Annotated in this window: 22 protein-coding genes and 2 tRNA genes; 11 read left to right on the top strand and 13 right to left on the bottom strand. The window is 61.6% G+C overall.

What is annotated here, in order from left to right:
* Nucleotides 1-5 precede the first annotated feature (5 nt).
* Complete coding sequence (locus tag HY247_04695; GenBank protein QQG48068.1) at nt 6-2,849, bottom strand: DEAD/DEAH box helicase; 2,844 nt, start codon at nt 2,847-2,849, stop codon at nt 6-8.
* 122 nt (nt 2,850-2,971) lie between these two features.
* Here HY247_04695 and HY247_04690 point away from each other — a divergent pair, with 122 nt between their 5' ends.
* From HY247_04690 to HY247_04680, 3 genes are read left to right on the top strand one after another with little or no spacing between them, the layout of a single operon-like run.
* On the top strand, nt 2,972-4,978 hold the full coding sequence (locus HY247_04690) for an AAA family ATPase (protein ID QQG48067.1): 2,007 nt from the start codon (nt 2,972-2,974) through the stop codon (nt 4,976-4,978).
* Nucleotides 4,979-5,033: 55 nt separating this feature from the next.
* Nucleotides 5,034-5,738, top strand: coding sequence for a hypothetical protein (locus HY247_04685; GenBank protein QQG48066.1), 705 nt, complete (start codon nt 5,034-5,036; stop codon nt 5,736-5,738).
* Between the two features lie 53 nt (nt 5,739-5,791).
* Entirely contained in the window at nt 5,792-6,292 is a 501-nt protein-coding gene (locus HY247_04680; GenBank protein QQG48065.1) for a hypothetical protein, read from the top strand.
* Here HY247_04680 and HY247_04675 read toward each other — a convergent pair.
* Complete coding sequence (locus tag HY247_04675) at nt 6,271-9,171, bottom strand: DEAD/DEAH box helicase (GenBank protein ID QQG48064.1); 2,901 nt, start codon at nt 9,169-9,171, stop codon at nt 6,271-6,273. The two genes, HY247_04680 and HY247_04675, sit on opposite strands and share 22 nt — an antisense overlap.
* Nucleotides 9,172-9,324: 153 nt before the next feature.
* On the opposite strand from HY247_04675, the gene HY247_04670 reads away from it, so the two are divergent.
* The 7 genes from HY247_04670 to HY247_04640 all read left to right on the top strand — a co-directional run bounded on the left by HY247_04670 (nt 9,325) and on the right by HY247_04640 (nt 17,878).
* The gene (locus tag HY247_04670) at nt 9,325-9,753 is read left to right on the top strand and encodes a helix-turn-helix domain-containing protein (protein ID QQG48063.1); all 429 of its coding nucleotides are present in this window, start codon (nt 9,325-9,327) and stop codon (nt 9,751-9,753) included.
* A gap of 3 nt (nt 9,754-9,756) precedes the next feature.
* A complete protein-coding gene (lipA, locus tag HY247_04665; GenBank protein QQG48062.1) occupies nt 9,757-10,644 on the top strand; it encodes a lipoyl synthase in 888 nt (295 codons plus the stop codon).
* An 80-nt stretch (nt 10,645-10,724) separates the two neighbouring features.
* Complete coding sequence (locus HY247_04660; protein QQG48061.1) at nt 10,725-12,875, top strand: pyruvate dehydrogenase (acetyl-transferring) E1 component subunit alpha; 2,151 nt, start codon at nt 10,725-10,727, stop codon at nt 12,873-12,875.
* Between the two features lie 50 nt (nt 12,876-12,925).
* A complete protein-coding gene (locus HY247_04655; GenBank protein ID QQG48060.1) occupies nt 12,926-14,149 on the top strand; it encodes a 2-oxo acid dehydrogenase subunit E2 in 1,224 nt (407 codons plus the stop codon).
* A gap of 53 nt (nt 14,150-14,202) precedes the next feature.
* A complete protein-coding gene (gene lpdA / locus HY247_04650) occupies nt 14,203-15,600 on the top strand; it encodes a dihydrolipoyl dehydrogenase (GenBank protein ID QQG48059.1) in 1,398 nt (465 codons plus the stop codon).
* The gene (gene lipB / locus HY247_04645) at nt 15,597-16,226 is read left to right on the top strand and encodes a lipoyl(octanoyl) transferase LipB (GenBank protein QQG48058.1); all 630 of its coding nucleotides are present in this window, start codon (nt 15,597-15,599) and stop codon (nt 16,224-16,226) included. Before lpdA ends, lipB begins: the two co-directional genes overlap by 4 nt.
* 74 nt (nt 16,227-16,300) lie before the next feature.
* Complete coding sequence (locus tag HY247_04640) at nt 16,301-17,878, top strand: aldehyde dehydrogenase family protein (GenBank protein QQG48057.1); 1,578 nt, start codon at nt 16,301-16,303, stop codon at nt 17,876-17,878.
* On the opposite strand, the gene HY247_04635 is transcribed toward HY247_04640, so the two are convergent.
* The 9 genes from HY247_04635 to HY247_04595 all read right to left on the bottom strand — a co-directional run bounded on the left by HY247_04635 (nt 17,875) and on the right by HY247_04595 (nt 23,967).
* Nucleotides 17,875-18,279, bottom strand: coding sequence for a hypothetical protein (locus HY247_04635; GenBank protein ID QQG48056.1), 405 nt, complete (start codon nt 18,277-18,279; stop codon nt 17,875-17,877). The two genes, HY247_04640 and HY247_04635, sit on opposite strands and share 4 nt — an antisense overlap.
* 2 nt (nt 18,280-18,281) lie before the next feature.
* Nucleotides 18,282-18,677, bottom strand: coding sequence for a 30S ribosomal protein S19 (locus tag HY247_04630; GenBank protein ID QQG48055.1), 396 nt, complete (start codon nt 18,675-18,677; stop codon nt 18,282-18,284).
* On the bottom strand, nt 18,678-19,424 hold the full coding sequence (locus HY247_04625) for a 50S ribosomal protein L2 (protein QQG48054.1): 747 nt from the start codon (nt 19,422-19,424) through the stop codon (nt 18,678-18,680).
* A 1-nt stretch (nt 19,425) separates the two neighbouring features.
* Nucleotides 19,426-19,668 carry a 50S ribosomal protein L23 gene (locus HY247_04620; GenBank protein QQG49561.1) on the bottom strand — a complete coding sequence of 81 codons (243 nt, stop codon included), beginning with the start codon at nt 19,666-19,668 and terminating at the stop codon, nt 19,426-19,428.
* Between the two features lie 20 nt (nt 19,669-19,688).
* Nucleotides 19,689-20,483, bottom strand: coding sequence for a 50S ribosomal protein L4 (locus tag HY247_04615; GenBank protein ID QQG48053.1), 795 nt, complete (start codon nt 20,481-20,483; stop codon nt 19,689-19,691).
* A 1-nt stretch (nt 20,484) separates the two neighbouring features.
* A complete protein-coding gene (gene rplC, locus HY247_04610) occupies nt 20,485-21,438 on the bottom strand; it encodes a 50S ribosomal protein L3 (GenBank protein ID QQG48052.1) in 954 nt (317 codons plus the stop codon).
* 52 nt (nt 21,439-21,490) lie between these two features.
* Nucleotides 21,491-22,306: a hypothetical protein gene (locus HY247_04605; GenBank protein QQG48051.1), complete on the bottom strand. Its 816-nt coding sequence runs from the start codon at nt 22,304-22,306 to the stop codon at nt 21,491-21,493.
* A gap of 60 nt (nt 22,307-22,366) precedes the next feature.
* The gene (locus HY247_04600; GenBank protein ID QQG48050.1) at nt 22,367-23,524 is read right to left on the bottom strand and encodes a hypothetical protein; all 1,158 of its coding nucleotides are present in this window, start codon (nt 23,522-23,524) and stop codon (nt 22,367-22,369) included.
* A 340-nt stretch (nt 23,525-23,864) separates the two neighbouring features.
* A tRNA-OTHER gene (locus HY247_04595) sits at nt 23,865-23,967 on the bottom strand.
* 67 nt (nt 23,968-24,034) lie between these two features.
* Here HY247_04595 and HY247_04590 point away from each other — a divergent pair.
* Nucleotides 24,035-24,364: a tRNA-binding protein gene (locus HY247_04590; GenBank protein ID QQG48049.1), complete on the top strand. Its 330-nt coding sequence runs from the start codon at nt 24,035-24,037 to the stop codon at nt 24,362-24,364.
* A 1-nt stretch (nt 24,365) separates the two neighbouring features.
* Here the strand turns inward: HY247_04590 and HY247_04585 are convergent.
* Both HY247_04585 and HY247_04580 read right to left on the bottom strand, forming a co-directional pair.
* A tRNA-Gly gene (locus HY247_04585) sits at nt 24,366-24,464 on the bottom strand.
* A 49-nt stretch (nt 24,465-24,513) separates the two neighbouring features.
* Nucleotides 24,514-25,494: an agmatinase family protein gene (locus HY247_04580; protein ID QQG48048.1), complete on the bottom strand. Its 981-nt coding sequence runs from the start codon at nt 25,492-25,494 to the stop codon at nt 24,514-24,516.
* Nucleotides 25,495-25,509 lie beyond the last annotated feature (15 nt).

Below are 25,509 nucleotides of genomic sequence, written 5' to 3'. Positions count from 1 at the left end.
CCGTCCTAGTTTGACCAGTACTGCCTTGTCGTCACGAACCTGATCTTCGCTTCCAAGAGGTCCCTGTAGAAAGCCTCCTCGTCGTCGTGGAGCTCGGCCAAGATCCGCGACGCGGTCTGCGGCCCTATCCCGTAGACAGTCTGAGCCACGACCGCCTTCTTCCCATAGGAGAGCACCAGGTCTGCCGCCCTCCTCGCCTTCGAGAGCTCCGCTCTCTCTTCATCCGTGAGGGGACCCTTCCCATCTCTCTTCTTTGCAAGGTCGGAGACCTTCCACGTCCCCCAGTAACAGGGAGCTAGCAGGCCTGATTGGCACGCCGAGCACTTCGGCTCGTCAGGAAGCTCCCCTACGGTCGTAAGGCCCTGGTCGGCCCCGCACTTCATGCAGAGCAGGCTCACGTCGGTACCGAAGATGCTCGCCTTCATGCGCTGGTAGGACGACTTGCCGAGCGAGTCGGGTGCGACGGCCTCCGGGACCTCGAGGTACCTGTAGAGCAGGCTGAAGGCGATCGGCGTCGGCCTATCCGAGGCCTGAAACGTCTGAACCTGGATGGAACCTGAAGCGACCAAGGTGAGGATCTCCTGCGCCCTAGACATGTCGATCAGATCCCTCCCAGTCTCCTGGAGGGCCTCCTCGAAGATCGGCGTCTTCTCGAACCTAGTCGGCAGCGAACAGAGGTTCGGATGTGCGATCAGCTTCCCCCTCTTGAGCGCCCCGAACCGCTCCGCCACATACTTGACCCTGGCCGGGAAGGGGAAGTTCCGCTGGGCAGCGACCGCGTAGGTCCTCTCAAGCTCCTGCGGCGATATCCCCATCAACTCCCTCGAAATCGCCCCCAGGTCCAGCTCTTCGGTGTCAGTAGTCAGCTCCATCAGGAGCCTGTACCCGTCCAGCCACCAGACCCTGACCAGGCCTCTCCTGCTCAGGATCTCCTCGAATACCAAGGCGAAGGTCCTGTTGACGCTCTCCCCGAAGCAGAGGTGGACGATCAGGTACTTGCCGAACCCCTCAAAGAGCACCAGTTCGTCGGAGGGAACAGGGGCTCCCATCTTCTTGTGCTCCTCGATCTCGTCCACGACGAGAGACCTCGCGCCAGAATCTCCGGGGATCCTGGCCATCGCCTTCTCTACCGCCTCTTCTCCACTGTCCAGCGCCTCCGATATCTCCCTCCTCAGTCCTCCAGTCCTCTTTGCCAGCTGGTATGGGATGGGGAGCATCTCCCCGTCCCACCCTGGGACGGCCGCGAGCGGGTCTTCGACCGGCGTCACGTAGATCTTCCTGTCGTCCGCGACCTGCTCTATCTGCCAGATCTTGCCCTTGCAGACAAAGTGAAGCCCTACCTTCGCCTTTAGCAGGACGAACTCCTCTCCGAGGATCCCCACGGACTCGTTCGTGGAGACGTCCACCACCAGGTACCTCGTCTCGTCGGGGATCATCGATAGGTTCTCAAAGTAGTATTCCCTCGTGAGCCTGGTCCTCGAGACTGTCTTCCCGTCGAACCTGATCTTCCTGAGCTCGGCAAGGTATGCGACAGTGCGCTTGAACGCTTCCTCGCTCAGGTCCGCGAACGGCGCAGCCTTTCGCACCTCCTTCAGCATCAGGTCCGCGTCCATCGCCTCGTAGTCCATCAGGTACCCCGCGACCTGGTGCGCCAGCACGTCCAGAGAGTTCCGGTAGGGCCTCGTAGGCTCGATCTCCCCAGCCGCTGCCGCCTGGATGCTGGAGGAAGACTCCATGATGTCGTCCGCGGAGACTGTCACGAGAACGCCCTTCGACACCTTGCCCAGGCTGTGCCCGCTCCTCCCTACCCTCTGGACGAGGCTCGTGACCTGCCTGGGCGACATGTACTGGACGACCAGGTCCACCGAACCCACGTCGATCCCGAGCTCCAGCGTGCTCGTGCAGACGAGAGCCTTCAGCTCCCCGGACTTGAAGGCCTGCTCGGTCCGCTCCCTCTCCTCCCTCGGAAGGGAACCATGATGCACCCCGACGTCCTTCCTGAGCCTCGACAGCTTCTCCCCGATCATCTCAGCCAGGGTCCTGCTGTTCACGAAGATCAGCGTCGACGTATGGCTCTCGACCAGCTGGTTGATCCTGGATAGCCTTGCTGCCAGGTCGGGCGCAGAGTAGGTCTCCCTCGCCGCGCTCTGGTCGGCCGGGTCGGGCGTAGGGTACTCGATCGCGTACGTGAAGTCCTTGGGCGCCTCTGCCCTCACGATGGATCTCTTCCCGTCTCCGAACAGGAAGCGGGCCGCGACCTCGGGTGTCCCGACAGTAGCCGAAAGAGCGACCAGCTGGAAACCCGGCGCGACCCTCCTGAGCCTCTGGAGGCCCACACACAGTTGGACTCCCCTCTTGCTCTCGACGAGGTTGTGGAGCTCGTCGACCACGACCGCCTTGAGGTGGGAAAGGTTCAGCCTCATCCTGCTCCCCGGCAGGACGGCCTGGAGGGTCTCCGGAGTCGTGACCAGGACGTCCGGCGGGTGAGCGGCCTGCCTGGACCTCTGGGCCTGAGGCGTGTCTCCGTGCCTGATGTCAACTGTAAGGCCGAGGCCCGAGCACCAACCCTGCAGCCGCTTGAACATGTCCCTGTTGAGGGCCCTCATCGGAGTGATGTACAGCAACGAGATCCCTTCCCTTCCACCTTCTGAGACCAGCCTGCTGAGGAGCGGAAGAAGCGCCGCCTCCGTCTTGCCCGACCCGGTCGGAGCGACGACCAGTGCATCCTCGCCCCTCGCGATTATCGGCCAGGCTTGGACCTGAGGAGGCGTCGGCTCTCTGATACCCGATCCCTCGAGGAGGCTTCTCACCCTCGGGTCTAGGGAGCTAAAGGATGCTTCCGAGGCCAAGAGATGCTGAAAAGCCTGGCCGGCGATTTAAGGCATTGCGGGGGAGAGCGCTCCGAAAGTGTCCGGGCGCCAAATAAGCGCGCAATATCTAAATGCGCCTCCGGCCCGCTTCGAGTCGAAGCTTGTCTCGCAGAACTGAAGAAATCTCCAAGGAGATGCCCTCTCATCTCACCACCGTAAAGGAGATTATCCTTGAGAACTTCATGAGTTACGAATACGCTAGGATTCCGCTGAGGGACGGGCTCAACCTGATTGTCGGCCCCAACGGCGCCGGCAAGTCCTCAGTCCTCCTTGCGATCTCTGTCGCCTTCGGCCAGGCCTACACCGAGCGCTCACGAAAGCTCTCGGACCTGATCAGGAGGGGCAAGGACATCGCGAGGGTCTCCCTGGTCTTCGACAACTCGGCCAAGGCGGGCCGTCGCCCCATAGCGTATTCAAAGTCCGACACATTCATGCTCAGCCGATACCTGAGGAGGGACGGCTCCTACTGGTTCGAGGCAGACTACAGAGAGATCGACAAGAGCGAGGTCGTCCGACTCCTCAAGGAGTTCGGGATCAATCCGGACAACCTGCTGATCATAATGCACCAGGGGATGATCGAGGAGCTCGGAGCGGTGACGCCGCAGGAGCGCCTGAGGATGGTCGAGGAGGCCGTCGGCTTCGCGGAGTACAGGCAAAGAATCCTCTCGGCCGAACAAGAGCTAAGCGGGCTGACAGGAGAAGAGGGTTCGCTCCTTCAGCTCATCGACAACGCCAACCAAGCCCTCGAGTACTGGAAGCAGATCTACAACAGATATCAGGAGAAGCGGAAGCTCAACGAACACAGGGACCTGCTCGCGAAGGAGGTCCTCTGGAGCACCCAGACCAAGCTGACGAAGTCTCTTCAGTCCGTGGAGGAGAAGGTGAAGGCAAAGACCAGGGCCCTTGAGGACCTTCGGTCTCAGCAGTCAGAAGTCTCGGCCGACGCCGCCCAGACCAAGCAGACGCTCCTCGACAAGCAGGTCGAGCTCAGGAAGCTGTACTACGCCCTCGTAAGGGCAGAAGCGGAGAAGGCGAAGGACGACTCGGCGAGGGCCACCTACGGCTCGATCAAGGAGGACGTCTCGAGCCTCTCGCAGACCATCGAGGAGGTCATCACGGGCGCACCTGCGAAGAGCGCCAAGAGGGTGAAGGACCTCCTGCAATACGTGACCCAGAAGGCGGCGGCCGCCGAGGAGGACGCCCAGAGGCGCAAAGGAGAGCTTGACAGGGAGGTCTCGTCGCTCCAGCCCGAGATCAGCAGGAACGAGGAGCTGGTGACGAGGACCATGGAGAGCCACATCTCGTTCCGCGTCAAGGCCGAGGTCCTCTCGTACCGCATCAAGGTGACCGAGTCCGACCTGAGGGAGCTCGAGCGGAGCGCCAAGGAGTACTCAGGGGAGCTCGAGAAGATGGCCCCCGAGCTCGAGAAGGCCGGTCCCCGCGTCGAGACTGCGAGGCAGCCCTACGAGGTCTCCGAAGAGCTCAAGCTCGTCTCCGCGCACCTCCAGAAGATGCAGGACGTGCCCGACGACGCCGAGAAGATCTACAACGACTACAGCGGGAACATCGAGGAGCTCAAGGTGAAGCTGGCCCAGCTCCAGGAGAACAGGAAGGCGATGCTCTCGGAGCTCGGGTCGAGGAAGGCGGTCTGGAGGGAGGCGATGGAGAACCTGATCGAAGTGGTCGACCCTGCCTACCAGGGGGTCCTCTCCGCCGCGGACGCCTCCGGGTTCGTCAAGTTCGAGGAGGGGGCCGACATCGAAGACGCAGGCATCGCGCTCTACGTCGGATTCCGCGGCGGTTCTCCGACGACCCTCGACCCCTTCACCCAGAGCGGAGGGGAGCGCTCGGTCGCCCTCATGGCCTTCATACTCTCTCTCCAGGGCCGCATCGTCTCACCCCTCAGGGCGATGGACGAGTTCGACATCCACATGGACCCGAAGAACAGGGAGGCGATGTTCAAGATGATACTCTCTCAAATGAAGCAGCGCGAGGCGTCCCAATACCTCGTGATCACGCCCTCCATCCTGACGGTCTTCGACAGGAGCGCCCACGTGATCACAGTCCAGGCGGTCCACGGCGCCTCCGAGGTCAAGGAGCTGAAGTAGCTCGGAACCAAAGCGCTTCGAAGAGATCCTCAGGGTAATCGAGCTCTGCCGTGACGTGGAGTCATCAAGCGCCAACCCCTTTGACGTCGACATTAAGGAAAAGATCAAGGTGCTTCGAGCCCGCCTCCCGGAATGGAAGTTCCTCGACGAGCTACTCCTCGACTCCGAGGCCATGCTTGAGCTCGCCCAGATAGTGAGGCTCCAGGACGAGTGGCTCAAGCACAGGGCCTCTTCGCTCTACATCGACCCGCTCCTGGTCCACCTCAAGGTCAAGCTCCTCCCCAAGGAAGCCCTCTCCGAGGCTTTCATCAAAAGCTGGCATCCGGTCGCCCAAGTCGACCAGCTCTCACCCAAGGGCCTCGAGAAGGCCTTCGTCTACTGGCGCGACCTCTCCTCGATGGCCGAGAGGTTCAAGGACGAGTTCGGGACCTACGGAGTCGGGCCGGGCACCGTCGACTACGCCGAGCTGGTCAGCCTTGGAGTCTTCACGCAGGAACAGTTCGAGACGAAGCTGAAGGCCCTCCATGACGAGCTCCTCGACCGGTCGGGCGGGGAGTGGATCGACTACCGGGAGTTCATTCAGGCGCCCGACTTCGAGACCAAGGTCCTGAGGGCCTACCTCCTCGCCTTTTTGATCAGCGAAGGCCGGGCCTCCCTGAAGACCGAGCCTCTCACCGGGAAGATCTGGACAACTGCCCTCGCCGAGAAGGCCAAGGGCCTGCCAAGGTCAGTCGCGATATCCATCGGGGGCGAGTCCTGACGGAGTCCTCCGACAGGGCTCTCCTGGAAAGGAAGGTCCGCAAGGCCTTCCAGGTGCTCATACTGCAGCGGGGTCGCAACCCCGGCGTGAAGGGCTGGGAGATGAAGCGGTACCTCGGAAGGGACTATCGGAAGATCCTCGAAGTCCTCACCGAGGACGTGTCGGCGCTGGGCTTGGAGGTCTTCGAAGTGAAGGGCCCAGACGGGACTGAAGACTCGTCCCGCTTTCTGCTGAGATTCAGGGACTCGCCGACGATCACCGAAGCAGAGACCTCCGGGATTCGAATCGACGACCTCGCGGTCCTCGCCGCGACCATCGCCTTCGTCAACTCCAAGCAGGGCCGCGTGGCGCGCAGAGAGGTCGAGCACTTCCTCCGCGAGAAGTTCCCAAAGTGGCGGGTGGAGTACTCCCTCGACCGCTATGTCAAGCGGGGGTACCTCGAGCAGGACGACAGGTCCATGGTCCACGTGGGCTGGAGGACGCGGGCCGAAGTCGACGAGAAGACCCTGATGACTATGATCCTTTCGAGGTCTCAGGAACCGCTGAAGAAGTAGCGGCGCCTCATCGCATCCCTCTCCCCCTCTACGATCAGGTCCACAAGGTCGGTCCCCTCCTTCTTCATCCTAGCCGCGAGCGCAGCCGCGTCCGCCAGCCTGATCCCCCTTCCCGCGATGAGCATGTCAATCGGGTGCCCGTACTCCTTGCGCAGCACCGCAGACTTCCGCAGGCTCTCCACCTGCGCCAGCCTCTTCCCTCTCAGGTCGGTCCTGCTCCTGGCCTTCATCGCCAGGGAGAACACGTTCTCGTACGAGTCCGCCGAGAGCCCGATCTCCTCCTTCCCGCACTCCCGGCACTTACCGAGGCCCTCCAGGTCGCCCACCCTCCTGAGCTCCAGGAAGTTCCAGCAGTGGGTGCAGACCGCCACCAGGAAGGCGTCGTTGACCCTAGCCCTAGTGGACTGCCTGAGGAGCGCCCTCAGCCTCTCCGGCGAGACGAGCTCCCCCCTCCTGCTGATCTCCTCGACCCCGATCCTGGCGATCGGGGAGAGAGCTTCGTACTCCAAGACCTTCACTTCAATCGCGCCGGCCGCCATCTTCTCGATTACCTCGCCGGCCCCCTCGAGGTCGAAGTCGTCGTGGAAGATCATGTCCATCGCCTCTTCGTAGACGGGCGTGTCCCGGAGGGCCTCGATGAGGCCTGATATCGAGACGCTCGCGTAGTCAGCGTCCTTCGCGATCGCTCCACACTTCTTGCCCGCATGGATCAGTCTGCGCTTGAACATCCCACTCCTCTCCACAGCCTTCTGAGAGACCCCTCGGAGGTCCGCCCCTCGGAGCTCCTCTAGGAGGCCGACCACGACAGGGGGCGTCACGTCCGCCTCAATCACGATCCTGTAAGGGTCCTGGTGGACCGCGACCGACTGCCCGATCCTTTCCGAAATCTGGTGCCCCAGGACCCTCGCCAGGAGCCTGTTGACCCTGTGCCCGAACGCGGCCTGTACGACCAGGTATCTGTCCCACCTCTCCACGGTCACGACTCGCTCCGACGGAATCGGGAGGCCTGCCGACCTCTGCTCCTCGACCTCTTTGAGCGCCTCAGCAATCGCTTCTTCCTCTATCGGGTACGTCCTGCTCAGTTCCCGGAGGTACTCCTTCCCCCTCCCCTTCTCAAGCTCCTCGGCGTACCTCCTCCTGAGGCTCCCGACCTCCGCCGCTACGGGCCTTGGAACCGGAATCTCGTCTCCGACCCAGTTGGGGACAGCCCCTGTGGGGTCGTCCTCTGCCTTCACGTAGACCTTGTTCCCATAGATCTGCTCAATCTTCCAGCACCTGCCCGCCTCGACGAACTTGACCCCTACCTCTCCGTACTCTGACACGAACGCCTCGTCCAGGGTCCCTACGAAGCTGTCCCCCTCGAGGACGAGATACTGCTTCTCGTCGGGTATCATCGAGAGGTTGTCGAAGTAATACGAAAACAGAGGCTTGGTGTCCCTGGCCCTGAAGACCTTCCCGTCCGACTCGCTGTAGAAGGCCAGCCGGGGGTACCTCTCCCTCATGTAGGTCAGGGCCCTCTTGAGCTTCCCCGGGTCCATGTCGCCGTATGCGTAGCTCCTGCGGAACAGGGCCTCCAGGTCGTCGTAGTTCCAGCTGCTCTGCTCGATCAAGAGGCCTGCGACCTGATGGACCGCCACGTCGTAGGGTGCGAGGACCGGCTCGAGGGGCTCGAGCTCGCCCGCCGACGACTTCCTGCACAGGACCGCCGCCTCCAGCGTGTCGTCCGAGTCCTGAGTGATGACCATCCCGTTGGAGACCTGGCCCACCCTGTGCCCGCTCCTGCCTACCCTCTGGATCAGCCTCGTCACCTGCCTCGGCGAGTTGTACTGCACCACGTACTCCAGGAATCCGATGTCGATTCCCAGCTCGAGGCTGCTCGTGCAGATGACTCCGAGGAGCTTCCCGTCCTTGAGGTTCCTTTCCACCGCCTCTCTGGTCGCCTTTGAGAGGGAGCTGTGGTGAATCCCGACCGGAAGCTCCGGGTCCCAGACCCTGAACCTGCTCGCCAGTGCCTCGGCCTCGGTCCTCGTGTTGGTGAAGATCAGGACTGACCTGTACCTCTCGACCACTTCCCGGATGGTCCTGAGCCTCGCAGCAACGTCAGGGTACGAGTAGATCGCTTCTGCGAGCCGATTGTCCTCCTCACTTGCATGAGGGGTTACGACCTTCAACGCCAGGCTCTTCTCGACCGGGACCCTCACCACTTCACACTCCCTCCCCTTCCCCACGAGGAACCTGGCCACCGTCTCCGGCGACCCGACGGTCGCAGAGAGACCGATCATCTGGAACTCGCCTCCTTCGACGACGTCCCTGAGCCTCTCCAGCCCCACGCTAAGTTGGCTTCCTCTCTTGTCCTCTGACAGCTCGTGGACTTCGTCGACGACCACCCATCTCAGCTTGGACAGGTTCTGCCGAATCCTCCTCCCCACGAGGAGTATCTGCAGCGTCTCGGGCGTGGTGATCATGATCTCCGGCGGAGCGTGGCTCAGGTTGGTCCTTTCCGCCTGCGAGCTGTCGCCGTGCCTGACACCCAGGCGTATGTCGAACCTCTTGCACCACCACTGCATGCGGTCGAGCATGTCCCTGTTCAGGGCCCTCAGCGGCGTGATGTAGAGCAGTTTGGTCCCCTTGCCTCGTGACTCCTGGTCCCTTACCAGCGCGTCAAGGATAGGCAGGAGTGCCGCCTCCGTCTTGCCCGTCCCCGTCGGCGCCATGAGCAGCGCGTTCTTGCCGGACTGCACAATCGGGACCAACTGTTCTTGAGGTTCGGTCGGGGCTCCGAACCCGCGCTCCTTCAGGGCCTGGACTAGCGGAGGCGAGAAGAGCTGGAATACATCCTGCCTTGCTGCCGTTCGGTCTCGTTCAGGGATTGCACTCAATGAAATTCAACGACTCCGGAGGAGAAATGCCTCTGCGCCCAGTCTTCTCCAATAACCTTGCGGTCTGGAGTCGCACTCTCATCTAGTAATTCTGAAAGTGCAATCTGGAAAGCCCGACTACGCTTAAATAACTGAGTATAACATAAGTAATAATTGATGATAAGCCCGTATGAGATAGTCTCGAAGTCGGCCCTGCCCGCCCTCAGGGCCATGGTCGCAAAGCGACTGAGGGAAGACTACCACATGACCCAGCAGGAAGTCGCGAAGCGCCTCGGTGTCACCCAGGCGTCCATCAGCAACTACGCTCGGAAGACGAGGGGCATGATGGTCAATCTGGAGGGTGACACGACGGTCTCCAAGGCAGCCGACAACATCGCGCGCGAGCTCTCCTCAGAGGACTCGGACGAGCGGGAAACGCTCCGTTCCATGACCAACGTCCTCGACTACATCAGGTTCAACCATATGATGTGCACACTGCACAGCGAGCTCGAGCCCGGGTTCCGGGTCGAAGGCTGCTATGCGTGCGACGGCGCGCTCTCCGGAAAGGATTTTGGTAACCTGAAGATACTAGTCGGCCGCTGACAGATGCAAGTCGAGAAGCCCCAGTGGCTAACCGTCCGGCCTCCGGGCGGCGAAAACTACCTTGAACTCAAGGGCCTATTCAGGGACCTGAACCTGCACACCGTCTGCGAGGAGGCGCACTGCCCCAACGTGCAGGAGTGCTGGGGAGGCGGTACGGCGACCTTGATGCTGATGGGGGACGTTTGTTCCAGGGCCTGCCGCTTCTGCATGGTGACGCCCGGGAAGCCGGCCGGTGCGCTCGACCAGCTCGAACCTGAAAACGTGGCCTTCGCACTGTCCAAGATGGGGCTGACCTACGTGGTGCTGACCTCGGTGGACAGAGACGACCTTCCCGACGGGGGCGCCGGGCACTTCGCCAGGACCATACGAATGGTGAAAGAGAAGATCCCCGACCTCCTGGTCGAGGTCCTGGTCCCCGACTTCCAGGGCGACCTTGACTCGCTGAAAGAAGTCGTCTCCGCAGGTCCGGACGTAATCGCCCACAACATCGAGACCACCATGTCGCTGACCCCTTCTGTGAGGGACCCCAGGGCCCAGTACTGGCAGTCCCTATCCGTCCTGAGGAACGTAAAGAAGCTGAGCCCCAGGACCTACACGAAGTCTTCCATCATGGTCGGACTCGGAGAAACCAGGGAGGAGATGACGCAGGCCATGATCCACCTGAGGCGCGCCGGGGTCGACTTCCTGACGGTGGGACAGTACCTTCGGCCCTCTGGGCGCCATCTGAAGGTCGAGGAGTACGTCCCGCCTTCCACCTTCGAGGAGTACCAGAGAATCGGCGAGGGCCTCGGATTCCGATACGTAGCGTCAGGCCCGCTCGTTCGGAGCAGCTACAAGGCAGGCGAGTTCTTCATCAGGGCTGCGATGGAGAGCGACAAAGGTACTGACTAAGACCAGGCATTACGACAATCGACATATTTCACCTCCGAGCACAGTCAGTCTTATATGACCGCCACAGTCGATTTCGATGCTTGACCGAATCGGACTTCATGAAGTCCTCAGGCGCAGACGCGGTCCCGAGGATTTTCAGCGAGGCAGACTTCAAGTTCGCAAAGGCAGAGGAGGTCCTCTACCAGCGCCTCTCCCCTGACGGGACCCTGCGGGGCAAGGAGCCTAACATCAGTGCTGACGACCTCACGCGCTTCTATGAGCAGCTGATCTTCGGCAGGCTCTTCGACGAGAAGGCCAGCAACCTCTCCACCCTCAGAGAGATTGGGACATACGCCCCCGGGAAGGGCCAGGAAGGCGGGCAGGTGGGCTTCGTCAACGCGCTCGTGAAGGGCGACTGGTACGTTCCCATGTACAGAGACGCCGCAGGGATGCTCGGCTTCGGGATGCCCCCGGCCAAGCTCCTGCAGTACTGGGGTGGGGACGAGAGGGGGATGGAGATCCCCGAAGAACTGAACATGCTGCCGCTCGCAGTGCCCGTTGCCACCCAGCTTCCCCACGCCGTCGGCCTCGCGATGGCGAGGAGGCTCCAGGGCGATAGGTCTGTGACATTCGTTTCTACCGGGGACGGCGGAACCTCAAAGGGCGACTTCCACGAGGCCCTGAACTTCGCAGGAGTCTACGACCTCCCGGTCGTCTTCGGGGTCGAGAACAATCAGTGGGCCATCTCGGTCAAGAGGAACCAGCAGACGGCCGCCAAGACCATAGCGCAAAAGGCCGTCGCCTACGGGTTCGAAGGCATCCTGGTGGACGGGAACGACGTCGTCGCCTCGTATGAAGCAACAAAGTACGCGGTCGAGAAGGCGAGGCGGGGCGGTGGCCCGACGCTGATAGAGTATTCCACCTACAGGCTCGGCCCCCACACCACCGCCGAGTTGGTGTCAAACAAGCTGAAGGCCCCCGAGGAGGTCGCCGAGTGGGAGAAGCGGAGCCCGATAACGCGCTTCGAGGCGTACCTGAGGTCGAGGGGGATCTTGGACGACGCTAAGAAGGCCGCCCTTGCCCAGGCCGCTCAGAAGAAGATGGACGAGGCGGTCGCCGCCTACAGGGCGATTACTACCCCCGACCCGTCGGTAATCTTCGACTACATGTACTCCAAGCTGACCCCCAGGCTCGCTGAACAGAAGAGAGAGGCGTTCGGAGTCGAGAGCAAGGAGCCCGCGGCGCCGCCCGAACCGACCATGCGTGGTGGGCGTCCGGGAGTCAACATCCGCAACGCGGTCAACATGGCCCTCAGAGAGGGCCTTCAGGGGGACAGCCGGGTCGTTGTCTTCGGAGAGGACGTCGGCAAGAACGGCGGGGTCTTCCAGGTCACCAGGGGGCTCCAGGACGAGTTCGGGGCTGACCGGGTCTTCGATACGCCGCTCGCAGAGCTCGGAATAGCAGGGCTCTTCGTCGGGCTCTCTGTTGGGGGGATGATCCCCGTCGCAGAGTTCCAGTTCGACGGATTCTCAGTCCCGGCCTTCGACCAGATCTTCGGGCACATCGCGCGGATGAGGAACAGGACGAGAGGGAGGTATGCCCCGAGAGGCGTCGTGCGTTTCCCCTACGGCGCAGGGATTCGCGCCCCCGAGCACCATTCGGACTCGCCCGAAGCTTACTACTCTCACACTCCGGGGCTCAAGGTGGTCATCCCTTCGAACGCCTACGATGCCAAGGGCCTCCTCGCTTCGGCCCTTAGAGACGAAGATCCGGTCATCTTCATGGAGCCGAAGAGGCTCTACGACTCCCCCAAGATGGACGTGCCGGAGGAACCGTACTCCATCCCGCTTGGCAAGGCCAAGGTGGTCCGCGAGGGCTCCGACGTCACCATCGTCTCCTACGGAGCGATGATGGTCCCCACCCTGCAGGCCGCCGACGCGCTCCAGTCCGAGAAGTCGATATCGGCCGAGGTGCTCGACCTGAGGACGGTGTCGCCCCTCGACTTCCCTGCCGTCCTTGCCTCGGTCCAGAAGACCGGCAGGCTCGTCATAGTCCACGAAGCGCCGCTATCTCTCGGGCTCGGCGCCGAGATCGCAGCCACAGTCGCGGACAAGGGGCTCGACTACCTGAAGGCCCCGATCCGGCGCGTCGCCGGCTTCGACACCGTCGTCCCCCTCTCGAAGCTCGAAGACTACTACATCCCCAACAAGGACCGGATAGTGAAGGCCGCAGCGGAGCTGGCGCGCTACTAGCGCGAAAAAGACTAAAAGGACAAGCGAGCGCCGAAGCTTCAGAAATTCAGATGTACGAGCTAAAACTTCCCGACATCGGCGAAGGCGTCTCCGAGGGGGAGATCCTGAAGTGGATGGTCAAGGAGGGGGAGACGATCAAGGAAGACCAGCCCCTTGTCGAGGTCATGACCGACAAGGTCAACGTGCAGATCCCATCCCCAAGGACCGGAAAGGTCACCAAGATCCTCGTCAAGGAAGGAGACATCGCCAAAGTCGGCGAGACGATAATCGTGATCGACGATGGAAGCGCTACCCCCGCTTCACAGCCCGCGGGCCAAGTTTCGCGCCCAACGCCAGCCTCGACACCCCAGACCTCCACGCCTCAGGCTGAGTCGGGGCAGGGTCCGACCGGAGTCATGGCTACCCCTGCGACAAGGCGCCTCGCCCGCGAGCTCGGAGTCGACATCGCTGCGGTCAGAGGCTCAGGTCCTCAGAACCGGGTGACTGATGAAGACGTCCGTCGCGCATCTTCGGGTTCAAAGGCTGCCGCGACGACCACCATCCTGCAGCCGTCAGCCCCAAGAGCTGGGAAGAACGAGGAGCTCGTCCCGCTGAAGGGGATCAGAAAGACGATAGCCGAGCGCATGGTAAAGTCCCAGAGGACCACGGCGCAGGTCACTCACGTCGACGAAGCGGACATGACGGAGCTGGTCCTGCTCCGGGAGGCCCTCAAAGGGAGCGCGGAGAAGCGCGGGGTCCGTCTGACGTACCTCCCGTTCATTATCAAGGCCCTGGTGCCAGCACTGAAGGACTTCCCCTACCTCAACTCCTCGCTCGACGAGGCGAGCGGGAACATCGTGCTGAAGAAATACTACAACATCGGAATCGCGACAGACACGGAACAGGGGCTTGTAGTCCCGGTCGTGAAGGAAGCGGACAAGAAGGACATCTTCGAGCTGGCCGGCGAGATCGAGAAGCTGGCCGACAAGGCCCGCAAGGGGCAGCTGGCCCTCGACGACGTGCACGGGTCGACCTTCACGATCACGAACGTGGGGGCGATCGGTGGGCTCTTCGCCACCCCGATAATCAACCTCCCGGAGGTCGCGATTCTGGGGCTTCACAAGATCAGCAAGCGACCCGTGGTCCGCGAAGGGCGGATCGAAGTCAGGGACACTACCTACCTCTCTCTCAGCTTCGACCACAGGGTACTAGACGGGGCCTACGCCGCCCGCTTCACCAGCCGCATCATAGAGACCATCCAGGACACCAAGAAGCTCCTGTCCGAAGTGCTCTGACAAGTCCGAGCAATCTTTAAGCCGGTTTGAGCGGCCGACCAGAAGGAACTGAATTGCTAGAGGCTGACGTCACGGTCATCGGAGGAGGTCCCGGGGGCTACGTCTGCGCAATCCGCGCCGCACAACTTGGGCTCAGGACTATACTCGTGGAGGCCGACAAGGTCGGGGGAGAGTGTCTCAACTACGGCTGCATCCCTTCAAAGTCGCTCATCACAGTCTCGAAGCTCTTCGACAAGGTGAAGGAGGCAGAGAAGTACGGGCTCGTCGCAACCGGGGTCTCGGTAAACTACGCCCAGATGCAGAAGTGGAAGGGCGAGGTCGTCTCGAAGCTCGTTTCCGGAGTCGAAGGCCTGCTCAAGGGCAACCACGCGACCGTCCTGAAGGGAGAGGCAGAGATCACGGCGGCAGGGAAGGTCTCCGTGACTACGGCCCAGGGCACTGAGGAGATAACGACTAAGAACATAGTCATAGCGACCGGGACGAGAACGGTCCAACTACCCGGCCTCGAGTTCGACGGGTCGCTGGTCATAGGCTCAAAAGAAGCGCTGGAACTCATGGACGCTCCCGGCAAGCTCCTGATCGTCGGCGGCGGAGCGATAGGACTCGAGTTTGCTTCGATGTACCAGAGGCTCGGGAGCAAGGTGACGGTCGTGGAGTTGATGGACCAGCTCATGCCCGGAGCCGATCCCGAAGTCGTCAGGCTCGTCCACAAGAAGCTCGAAGGCAGGGGCGGGAAGGTCCACCTGAAGTCAAAGGTCCTGTCAGTCTCAAAGTCAGGAGGGGTCGCGAAGGCCGAAGTGGAGACGCCCGAGGGCAGGGTCTCTGTAGAGGCCGACAGAATCCTAGTGAGCGTGGGCCGGAAGCCGAGGACAGAGAAGCTGAACCTTCAGGCAATCGGTGTCAAGACCGACCAGAGGGGGTTCATCACCACGGACGAGCACATGAGGACCAACGTACCCGGCATCTTCGCAATCGGCGACGTGCGCGGTCCTCCTCTCCTCGCGCACAAGGCCTCGAAAGAAGGGATCGTCGCCGCCGAATCTGCAGCTGGCCTGCCCACCGCAGCGGACTGGACGGTGATTCCTGACGCAGTCTTCTGCGACCCTGAGGTCGCGAGTGTAGGCCTGACCGAGGCTAAGGCCATCGAAGCGGGCTACTCGGTGAAGAAGAGCCGATTCCAATTCGCCGCACTCGGCAGGGCCCTCTCGACCGGGGAGCCTGAGGGTTTCGTGAAGGTCGTCGCAAAGGCGGAGGACGGGCTCGTCCTGGGGGTCCAGATAGTCGGGCCGGAGGCCTCCAACCTCATCAGCGAGGTCGCCCTGGCGATAGAAATGGGCGCCACTGTCGAAGACATCGCGCTGACCGTGCATCCCCACCCGACCCTTCCCGAGGCGATCATGGAGGCAGCCGAGTCCGCGGCCGGAAGGCCGATTCACCAGCTGAAGTCATGAGCCTCGAAGTCCGCGACCTGGGGACGATGGAGTACGGAGCAGCGTTGGACTTTCAGCGGAAGCTTGCTGAGGACCGGGCCCGCGGAGACGACGGAGACACGCTGCTTCTTCTCGAGCACCCACACGTCATCACCTTGGGCCGAAAGACCACCCCGGCCAACTTCAAGCCGCAGGACGTCCCTGTCTTCACAGTGGAGAGGGGCGGGGACGCAACATACCACGGGCCCGGGCAGCTCGTCGGATACCCCATTGTCCTACTCAGGGACCACGACGTCCGGGCGCACGTCAGAAGGATCCAGGAGTCTCTCATTTCCGCCGTCGCAGGCTTCGGGATTGACGCGACGACCCTCGAAGGGCATCCAGGGGTCTGGGTCGAAGGGAAGAAGCTGGCCTCCATCGGCGTCGCGGTCACGAACTGGGTCGCCTACCATGGCTTCGCCCTCAATGTCAACACCGACATGGGGTACTTCGACCTCATCAGGCCCTGCGGGCTTGACCCGGGCACGATGATCTCGATGGAGAAACTCCTTGGCTCCAGTGTGGACATGGGAGAGGTGAAGGCCGCCGTGGCAATTCAGTACTCGGCCCACCTCGCCAAGAACGCCCTGCTCGAGAAGAGCGCCTAACATCCGGCCAGACCGAAAGAATCGCCTTTCAGTCTGGAAACGTTAAGTATCGCAAACGGTCGCTCGGCCTCAGATTGCCGAAGCAGGGTCCCAAGGTGACATACACGACGCTCTTCGCGGACGAGACCCTTCATCCGAAGTTCGAAGCAGCTCTCAAGGCGTTCGGTTCCAAACTCGGAAAGAAGCACCCGATGGTAATCGGCGGCGAGAAGGTCTGGTCCCCGGCGGGGGAGTTCGAGCACCGAAGCCCCATCGACACCTCCATCGTGGTAGGGAAGTTCCAGACGGGAACTAGGGAGCACGCAAAGGCAGCCATCGAGGCGGCCAAGGCAGGCTTCGAGGACTGGCGTGCCTTCACCTGGGAGGACCGCGTGCGGGTGATGGAGAAGTTCGCAGGCTTGGTCGACCAGCGGAAGTTCGAAATCGCCGTCGGGATCACCTACGAGGTGGGGAAGAACAGGCTCGAGGCTCTCGCCGAGTGCTGGGAGGCGGTCGACGCAGTCAGCTTCTATGCCAAGATCATGCGCAAGGAGAAGGGCTACACTTCGGCGATGGGCAAGGCAGGACCTGGAGAGCACAACACGGTCTTCGGCAAGCCCCATGGCGTCTGGCCGGTCATCTCCCCGTTCAACTTCCCCTTCATGCTCGCGAGCGGGATGGCCCTCGGGGCTCTGATCACAGGGAACTCGGTCATACTCAAGCCCACGAGCGAGGCCCCCCTCACCGGGTTCATGCTCTACAGCGCGCTCTCCGACGCCGGAGTCCCTGACGGGGCGGTCAACTTCGTGACCGGGCCCGGCGGCAACTTCGAGGATGAGTTCGTCGCCAACCCGGACGTGGCGGGCATCGCCTTCACTGGCTCGAGGGACGTCGGCATGAGGCTCTACAGGCGCTTCCTGACCGAGCAACCCTATCCGAAGCCAATCCTTCTCGAAATGGGGAGCAAGAACCCGACCATCGTATCCAACAGGGCAGACGTCCCCAAGGCAGTCGAGGGGACGGTCCGCGCAGCCTACGGCTACGGGGGTCAGAAGTGCAGCGCCACTTCGAGGGTCTACGTCCAGGACGGGATAAGAGACGAATTCCTCCAGGCACTCAAGGACCGGATAGCCAAGGTCGCCGTCGGGGACCCGAGGCGGAAGGAGGTCTTCATGGGCCCTATCATCAACGCGGCCGCTGTCACCAAATTCGAGGCTTCCGTCGCAGAGGCAAGGAGGTCCGGCGGCAAGGTCCTGACCGGGGGCAAGGTGGTTTCGGGCCCTGGCCTGGGCAAAGGATACTACGTTTCGCCCACAGTAATCACTGGCCTTCCCGAGGAACACAGGCTCTTCAAGGACGAGCTCTTCCTTCCCCTCGTCGTGGTGGACGGCGTCAGGAACGTCGACGAGGCCATCAGAAAGGCAAACGCGACCCCCTACGGCCTCACCGCCGGGATCTTCAGTGAAGACAAGAAGGAACGGCAGAAGTTCTTCGACGGGATCAGGTTCGGCGTGACGTACGCCAACCGCAGCGGCGGCTCTACGACCGGCGCCTGGCCGGGCGCGCAGTCCTTCACAGGCTGGAAGGCCAGCGGGGCCACGGGCCGGGGCATAGGCAGCCCGTACTACCTCCTGAACTTCATGCGCGACCAGTCACAGACCGTGGTGTCCTAGAACGGCGCGAAGTACAGGCCGGCGGCTATCATCGCGTCCAGGGGCCACCATATTGGGACTATCCACCGCCCGATCCTGAAGCTCCCGAACAGGGTCGTGGTCCACTCCCCCTCGATCACAGACCTGCCCCTCCACCCGAAGTACGCGATGTCTTCGAAGACAGCGAGGAGGAAGGTGTTGCCCGCCCAGGCGGTGATGGAGGACGTGAACGAGACTATGACGAAGAGCGGCAGGAGCAGGTAGAGGTGGTACGGCGCGATGACCCAGAAGACCGGCTTCTCCGGAAATTCCTTGACCTTCTTGGTCCACTCGGCCTCAGACCTATTGACGTACCTGTACTCGACCCCGGCATAGACGACCGCGAAGGCGAGAATCCTGACGAATGAAACCGGGTCGAACAACCTTACTTCAGCGGCACGTAGAGGCTCGACCGGCTTGAGCCGATGCCCGGGGTCCCGTGGACGACCTTCTTGTTGGTGATCACATACTCTCCGAGGAACCTCCCTATCATCTCGGGCTTGACCTCAAGAGAGACGAACTCCTTCCCGTTGTGGACTCCTATCGTGAGTCCGACCATCGCCGGAAGGACTATCATGTCCCTCGCGTGCGTCTTGATCTGACCCTCAGACTTCCCTTCCTTGATCTTCCTAGCGTCCTCGAGGAGCTTCCTCTTGTCCTCGGAGACCCCCCTGTTCAAGGACCTCCTCGCCCTCGAAGAGAGCAGGCCAATAAGAGACTCCGTGGACATCGCGTTGAGCTCGTCGAGCGACTTGCCCCTGAAGCGGAACTCCTTCGGCAACTAACCGCTCACCTCGGCGCTGGACCTCGCCAATCTCTTTCTTCCTGTCTTCCTTGGCGCTATTAACCCTACCTTCCTTCCAGGCGGAGCATTCCTCGAGGTGCTGGTCGACTTCCCAGGGTGCTGGTGCCTCCCACCGCCGAAGGGGTGGTACACGACCGCCATCGCAATCCCTCTCATGCGTGGGTAGACCCTGCCCGAGGCCCTCATCGCGTGGTGCCTCGCGCCTGCCGTGAGGAACGGCTTCTCGCGCCTCCCGCCGCCCGCGACCTCGCCGATGGTAACCCTGCACCTTTCGTCCACCAGGATGTTCTTGCCTGAAGGCAGCTTGATCATCGCCCTCCCGCCCGCCTTCGAGAAGACCACGGCCGACCCTCCCGAAGCCCTGACCAGCTTCCCGCCGTCGCCTGGCCTGAGCTCGATGTTGCAGACCCTGGTCCCCTCGGGGACCCTTGCAAGCGCCATGATGCTCCCCTGATTTGGGTTCGCTTCCCCTCCGACTGGGACCTCCATCCCTACGGACATTCCCGCCACCGCCGGAAGGTAGACGTACCTGTTGTCGGGCATCCTCACCTGTGCGATCGGGGCACTGCGTCCCCTCTCGTCAAGGATCGACGTTATTCGGCCCGCGCCCTCCGACTCGACTCCGATTCTTGGGTATCTTACCGGCGCTATCTTCCCCTTGCTGGGACTCCTGAACTGTATTCCTGCCTTTCCGCGCCTTCGCTGAAGGATTCTCTTGCCCATCCTACACCAGCCCCAGCCTCGTGGCGAGGTCCGCGGCCCTGGTCTCGGGCGAGAGCCTGATGAACGCCTTCTTGCCCTTGACTGTCCTTGAAGTGTTCACCGCGGTTACCCTTACCTCGTACAGCGCCTGCATCGCGCTCGCGATCTGGGTCTTCGAGGCCTTGTCGCTCACGAGGAAGCAGAGCTTGTTCTCCCTCTCGATCTGCTCGAAGGTCCTTTCCGTGACGTACGGCCTGATGAGTATCTTCTGCGCGTCCTCGAGCCTCAAGCCGCCCCCTCCTTCGACCTGGCGGCAAGTGCGCTCAGCGAGGACTCGGTCCAGAGGGTCAGCCTTCCAGGGACTCCTCCTGGAGCAAGGTGTAGGACGCTGAGGTCTTCGACCCTTGCCACATCCACGCCCGGGATCGACCCGGCCGCCCTCCCCACGCCCCTGTCGTTGGTTACTACAATCAGCGGCCCCACACCCATTCTGTAGACTCTCCCCCTGAGCTTCCTCTTCCCAGAATTCCTCTTGACGCCCTCGTCGATCCTCTCCAGCTCCGCTTTGAGGTCCACCTTCCCGAGGAATGTAGCCAACTCCCCTGCCTTCTCCAGCGTCTCGATCTCGTCGCTAACGACCAGCGGGAGAGTCAATTTCTTGACCCTGTGGCCCCTCGCCTTGACCGCCTCAAGGCTGGCAGTGTACGCTATCGCCGAGTCGGTCGCCAGGCGCCTTTCTTTCCTGTTGACTCCCAACTTGATCACCTTCTCTGACCGCGGCGGGTGCGGGAGCCGTCCCCCCACGACGCTCGCGACCCCTGCTGCCAGTCCGCTTCTCGAGTATCTCTCCCCCTTGACCTTCGGAATCCTCGCCCTTCCGGTCCCTGTCGGGGGGCTGTGAGTCTCGGCAGAGGTCCTCTCGCCCGCCATAGGGTCCCTGCCCTTTGGCTGAAAGCCGTGCGAGCCGACCAGCCAGAAGACCCTCTTCACGAGGTCCGGCCTGAGCTGGGTGCCGAAGATCCCGGGGACGTCGACCTTCCCCGAAGACTTCCCGTCGAGCCCGACGACTTCGGTCTTCATCCTATCTCTTCCTCTCCACAGTGCTGACCTCGACGACCTGAGGCGGAGCCTGAGTCTTGCTGAAGCCTCTGTTCCTCATCCTTACCATCACGTACCTCCTGGCCGGGCCAGGAACTGATCCCCTTAGGACAGCGTACTCCCCGTTGACGTTGCCAAAGTGAAGGAAGCCTCCTGACGGGGTGATCGGACTCTCCTTCGCATTGCCGGTGATCAGTATCCTCTTCCCGGTCTCCGTCCTCTGGTGGAATCCCATCTGGCCCGCCCTCGCAGTCGTGTAGGTCACGGCCGCAGGGTGCCACGGCCCGATGACTCCGACCGCTCTGACGCTCTTCCTGGACTTGTGCTGCTTCCTCTTGATCCCGAACCTCGTTACCGGCCCCTCGAACCCCTTCCCCTTCGTAATCCCAAGTACGTCCACATACATCCCCGCCTTGAACAGGTCCCCGAACTTGACCTTCTTCCCCAAGAGGGCGTAAACGTACTCCGCCTGCGACTTTGTGTCCGCCCCGGAGACGCCCACCTCAGTCACGATAGGCACCTTCTGCGACAGACCCGCCTCGCGCGGGACCGAAGAGACGAGCGCTGCGACCTTCGTCGCCCTCTGAATCGGAAGCGCCTCTAGTTTGACGCCCGAGCCTGTCTTTGCCTCCCCGACGCACTTGTCCTGTCCGTTCTCGTGAGTATAGATCCTGATCCCAACGACCTCTGCCTCCGGCATCGCGATGACGCTCGAGAGGTTGAAACGGGGCTTCCCGAAGTTTGGCGTCTTCGCCCTGTCGTCTACCGTGATGACGTGAATCGTGCCCGCCTTGTAACCAGGGAACCCGAGCATCGTCGGCTTGTCGCTCTTAACGCTGGGCCAGTTCCTGATTCTTGGGACTAGGCTCTTGGCACGGCCTCTCGGCCGGTATGCAAGACTGCCTCTGCGCGGTGCACTATGTTTCCTATGGCCCAATTCACGCTAGACCTTTCCGAATCGCCGTTTTCAGGTTCGCACTTAAGCTTTCTCAGGCCATGAGGTCGTTGAGAAGTCCCAGGCCGGCGAAGATCGCTTCCTCCGTCCGGATGGTTCCTACGCTCTGCTCAGGGAAGAGATTCAGGACTATGCTCGCTCTCCGGAGTGTGTCTTGGCCCATCGATTCGAAGAGCCCGCGGGCGGGGGACCCGAAGACCAACTTGATTCCTGATGAGCCTCCCAACCTCTCCCGCAAGAACTTCACCCCCGCGCCCAGCTGCGTCCCCTTCCTGGACGTCGCTATGGTCAGGTCGAACCGGGGGTCCTCGAGGACCTTCTCTGCGGACGTCGTCCTGACCTCGTACCCCCAGTATTCGGAGATCTCTTCCCTCTTCACCTCCTCAGCGGAGAGTGGGCTCTTCGAGGTAATCCTTACTGTAACCCTCCTCTCGCTCCCTTTCGAGCCGGGAAGGAGGGGTGCTTTGTCCAAGCCTATCTCCACTGAGCCGTCCGTGTTCGTCACTCCCTCCCTGACCTCACCAACCTTCAGGTCTTCGACCGCGACCCTGGGCCGGTGCGAAGGGATCCTGAGGGGCGGCAGGACTCCGGCGTACCTCAGCGCTTCGTCCAGGGGGAAGAGGCGCTTCCGGAGATACTGAGGAGTTTCCAGGTAGGTCAGGACCTTCGACATCAGGATACCCTCTCCTCTTCCCCTCTTGTCAGCGAAAATCTCTATCAGGTCTACGCCATAGATCGAGCAGGCCCTCGCGACAAGTCCCAGCTTCGCCGTCTTGTCGCGTTCCGTTCCCTTTTCCTCCAGGACCGTGTCTGGAATCGCGACGGCCAGCCTCTTGCCGTGAATCGTCAAGAGAGCACAGACCTCCTCTCTGCCTAATTCAGGCTTCTGCCCCGAAGATGAGCGGTCCCGCTAACTTAGAATCATCGACATCTCGCCCTCGTCTGTGGGTTGCTCCCCCCTGGGAGCGGGCGAGTCTTGGCCCCCGACTGGGCCTGGCTGAGTGCCTCCATCGGTAGCTCCGACCGGTTCCTCCGGAGTGCCCCGGCCCCAGGGCCAGAAACGCTTCAGGATCAGGAGGATCGCGATCAGAATTATCAGGAAGATGACAATGATGATGGTGTAGATGTAGGCCTCGATACTGAGAGTCACGCTGAGGATGACCGGGTTCGCAGAATTGAAGCTCCCCCCGTCGACCTGGAAGTGGTACCCGAAGACGCCAACGTCAGCCTTCACGTCGTAGCTCCCCGGCGGGAGCTTCATCTGGACGGTCTCTCCGGGCCTTACGTTTGTAGTCCCGGCGATCCCTCCTCCGCCATACACGTTGACGTGTCCGTACTGGAAGTAGGGACCGATGCCGTCGTCGGGGAGTCTGGTGATGTCTATGAAGATGTCAAAGAAGCTCTGAACCGGGTTGGACGGAGGAGGGTCCAGGTGGAAGTCCTGGCCCAGGATGATCATCGGCTGAGGCGCAGGAGTCGGGCAGGGCGTCTGGTCATCCTTCGTCGTAAGGCTGACCGGTACTGAGATGACAATGTATCCGACCAGCCGCTCTATCGCAGGTGAAGCCTGAGTAATCACGTAGACGTCATAGGTCGTCTCTTGGAAGTTGATTCCAGTGAGTGTCCAGGTGTCTACGGTCGTCGCGGTGCCAGTGACTACCGTGGTCAGCTTGACTTCCTTGGGAGGACGGACACTGTTGAAGGCGTCGATTATTCCCTGTGTCTGCGCGTCAGACAGAGGTCCCTGAAGGCTCATGCCCGTCTCAGACTTTACCGTCTTCGCCACAGTCTTCGTCGCATCGACGCATTCGAAGGTGGCGACGGGCTCGTTGAGAGCTGTGGTCGTTATGACCTGCTGGTCAAGCTTAATCAGCACGCCGCCGGTAAAGGAAGACTTTGGGTTGGCGATTGGCCCGTTCACCGTCGTGTTGGGAGCCGGCGGGTCCGGGAGGGTCAGCGCAGAAACCGCGCCGGGAAGCAGAAGGACGAGGAGAACACCAATCGCCAGAATCGAGGTCTCGGCCCTGCGGGAGCCTAGCCGCAACGGCATGGCCAGGATGTCGGGCATCTTTTATGCGTTTGTGGACACAAACGGGCACTGAAAGGGAACATCGACCGGAGCCTCCTTTACTTGCATGGTAGGGCCCTCAGATCAGAAAGACTCGAGGCGTTTACTCTGGACTGGGCTTAGGCCCCTTCGTTCTTCGTCAGCGATTCCATCCTTGCTTTCATTTGTTCGAGTGATTTTTCCACTCTCTTGACAGCCGAATAGAACCAAAATAGCACATATGCCTCCACCGCGAACACGATTATGGAGAGCAGCGTTGTCGGGTCGAAATATGCCTGGCAGCTCTTCCCTGACACGCCTTACCTTGAATCGGTCTTCTCTTAAGGAATGGCTCGATAAGTGGACCGGGGGGGATTCGAACCCCCGACCTCTCCCAGTCTGGATTTCTTTGCCAAGGGATTGGACGCACGCGGCCGTGTCCTACCAGACTAGACGACCGGCCCCCTCGAACTCGCGATTCGAAGGTTGTCTCTTTAAGCCTTATTTGCGCAACTCGTCCCCGGGACTCCGATGTCTGTCTCAATCGACGACTTTGCGAAGATCGAACTAAGAGTCGGAAGAATCCTGTCAGTCGACGACATCCCTGCAGCCCGCAAGCCGATGTACAAGCTCACTGTCGACCTTGGCGAAGGCCAGCAGAAGAAGTGCGTCGCGGGAATCAAGTCCCACTATTCAAAGGAGGACTTGACGGGCAAGCTCGTCATCGCAGTAGTGAACCTCCAGCCCAAGAACGTCGCAGGCGTCGCTTCGGAGTGCATGCTCCTGGCGGCATTTGACGATGTGAACCTGTCTCTGCTCACCCCGGAGAAAGCGATTCCGGTCGGCTCCAAGGTTGGATAAGTGCGGTGGCCGGGATTTGAATTCTCGAGTCGCTCTTCGCGACTACCCGAGTTAGTAGCGTGGCAGGCTACTGTCCTGGACCAGGCTAGACGACCACCGCACCCAACCGTGGCTTTCTCAGGGTGGATATGAATCTTGACAGTCTTGGACTATGCTTTGCGTCTACGTCCCGTCGGCTCCCCACCTACTCCTAGTACTAGGAACCCTGCAACGAGCCCCACGAAAGCTGTCGCGCCCACGATTTGCGAGCGCCCTGTCGGATCCAGAGATGGCGCGAGCTCCACGAAATCGGCGCACCTGACCTTCTCCCTAGTCCCAATCTCCGACACGAACTCCACTAGTTCCGCAGCGCTGATGCCACCTGAGCTTGGTGCGCTGACTCCGGTCACGAAGCCCGTGTCCACCGCGTCCAAATCCACGCTGAGATAGACCGCGTCGGCACCCTCAGAGGCTATTTCGTACGCCAGCCCCGCTGCCCGCTTTGCTCCCGACCTCCTCACCTTATCTGCGGTCAGGATACTGACCCCTAATCCTTCTGCCTTCTCGACATACTTCCTGGAATTTAGGAACCCGTGAATCCCGACCTCCGCCACCCTTCTCCCGTCCAGGCCGCCTACCGTCTCAATCGCGAGTCCATAAGACGAGCCGCTCGTCGGCCTCCCGCCTATCTTCCCCCTCAGGTCAAGGTGAGAATCCACCACGACTAGGCCTATCTTCCCGAACTTCCTTGACGCGGCCCGCAGCGCGGGGAGGGAGACGCTGTTGTCTCCGCCAAAGATGACCAACAATGAGTCCTTCTTGAGAACTTGCAGGACCTCCCTCTGAATCCTTCCATGCACCCTTTCCACATCCCCGCCTCCGACTAACATGTCACCCATGTCGAAGATCCTGGCGCCCTCGAGCCCAACCTCCAGTTCGACGCTGTAGTTCGAAAACCCGGCCAGCGCTTGGCGGAGTCCCTCCGGGCCGCCTGACGCTCCCCTCCTGCCCAGGACCGCCCCGTCATATGGGACGCCCAGGATGTTCACTGCCCTGGGCATGGCCCGAGAAGAGCTTCTGATGATACTCGTGAGCCTCAGGTCCATCGGGTCGTCGTAGCGCTTTGGTGGATAGACCGCCTTGCGCCTCAACGTTCCCGACGCCTC

It is taken from the genome of archaeon (assembly GCA_016432545.1).
In the GTDB taxonomy this organism is placed as follows: domain Archaea; phylum Thermoproteota; class Nitrososphaeria; order Nitrososphaerales; family Gagatemarchaeaceae; genus UBA183.
Note: the sequence above shows the minus strand (reverse complement) of the source record. Positions and strands in the feature narration are given on the sequence as shown.

Coding starts and splice junctions, on each gene's coding strand:
- lipA (QQG48062.1), top strand. CDS start 9,757: ATGCAAGTCGAGAAGCCCCAGTGGCTAACCGTCCGGCCTCCGGGCGGC.
- HY247_04655 (QQG48060.1), top strand. CDS start 12,926: ATGTACGAGCTAAAACTTCCCGACATCGGCGAAGGCGTCTCCGAGGGG.
- lipB (QQG48058.1), top strand. CDS start 15,597: ATGAGCCTCGAAGTCCGCGACCTGGGGACGATGGAGTACGGAGCAGCG.
- HY247_04625 (QQG48054.1), bottom strand. CDS start 19,424: ATGGGCAAGAGAATCCTTCAGCGAAGGCGCGGAAAGGCAGGAATACAG.
- HY247_04615 (QQG48053.1), bottom strand. CDS start 20,483: ATGAAGACCGAAGTCGTCGGGCTCGACGGGAAGTCTTCGGGGAAGGTC.
- HY247_04600 (QQG48050.1), bottom strand. CDS start 23,524: ATGCCCGACATCCTGGCCATGCCGTTGCGGCTAGGCTCCCGCAGGGCC.
- HY247_04590 (QQG48049.1), top strand. CDS start 24,035: ATGTCTGTCTCAATCGACGACTTTGCGAAGATCGAACTAAGAGTCGGA.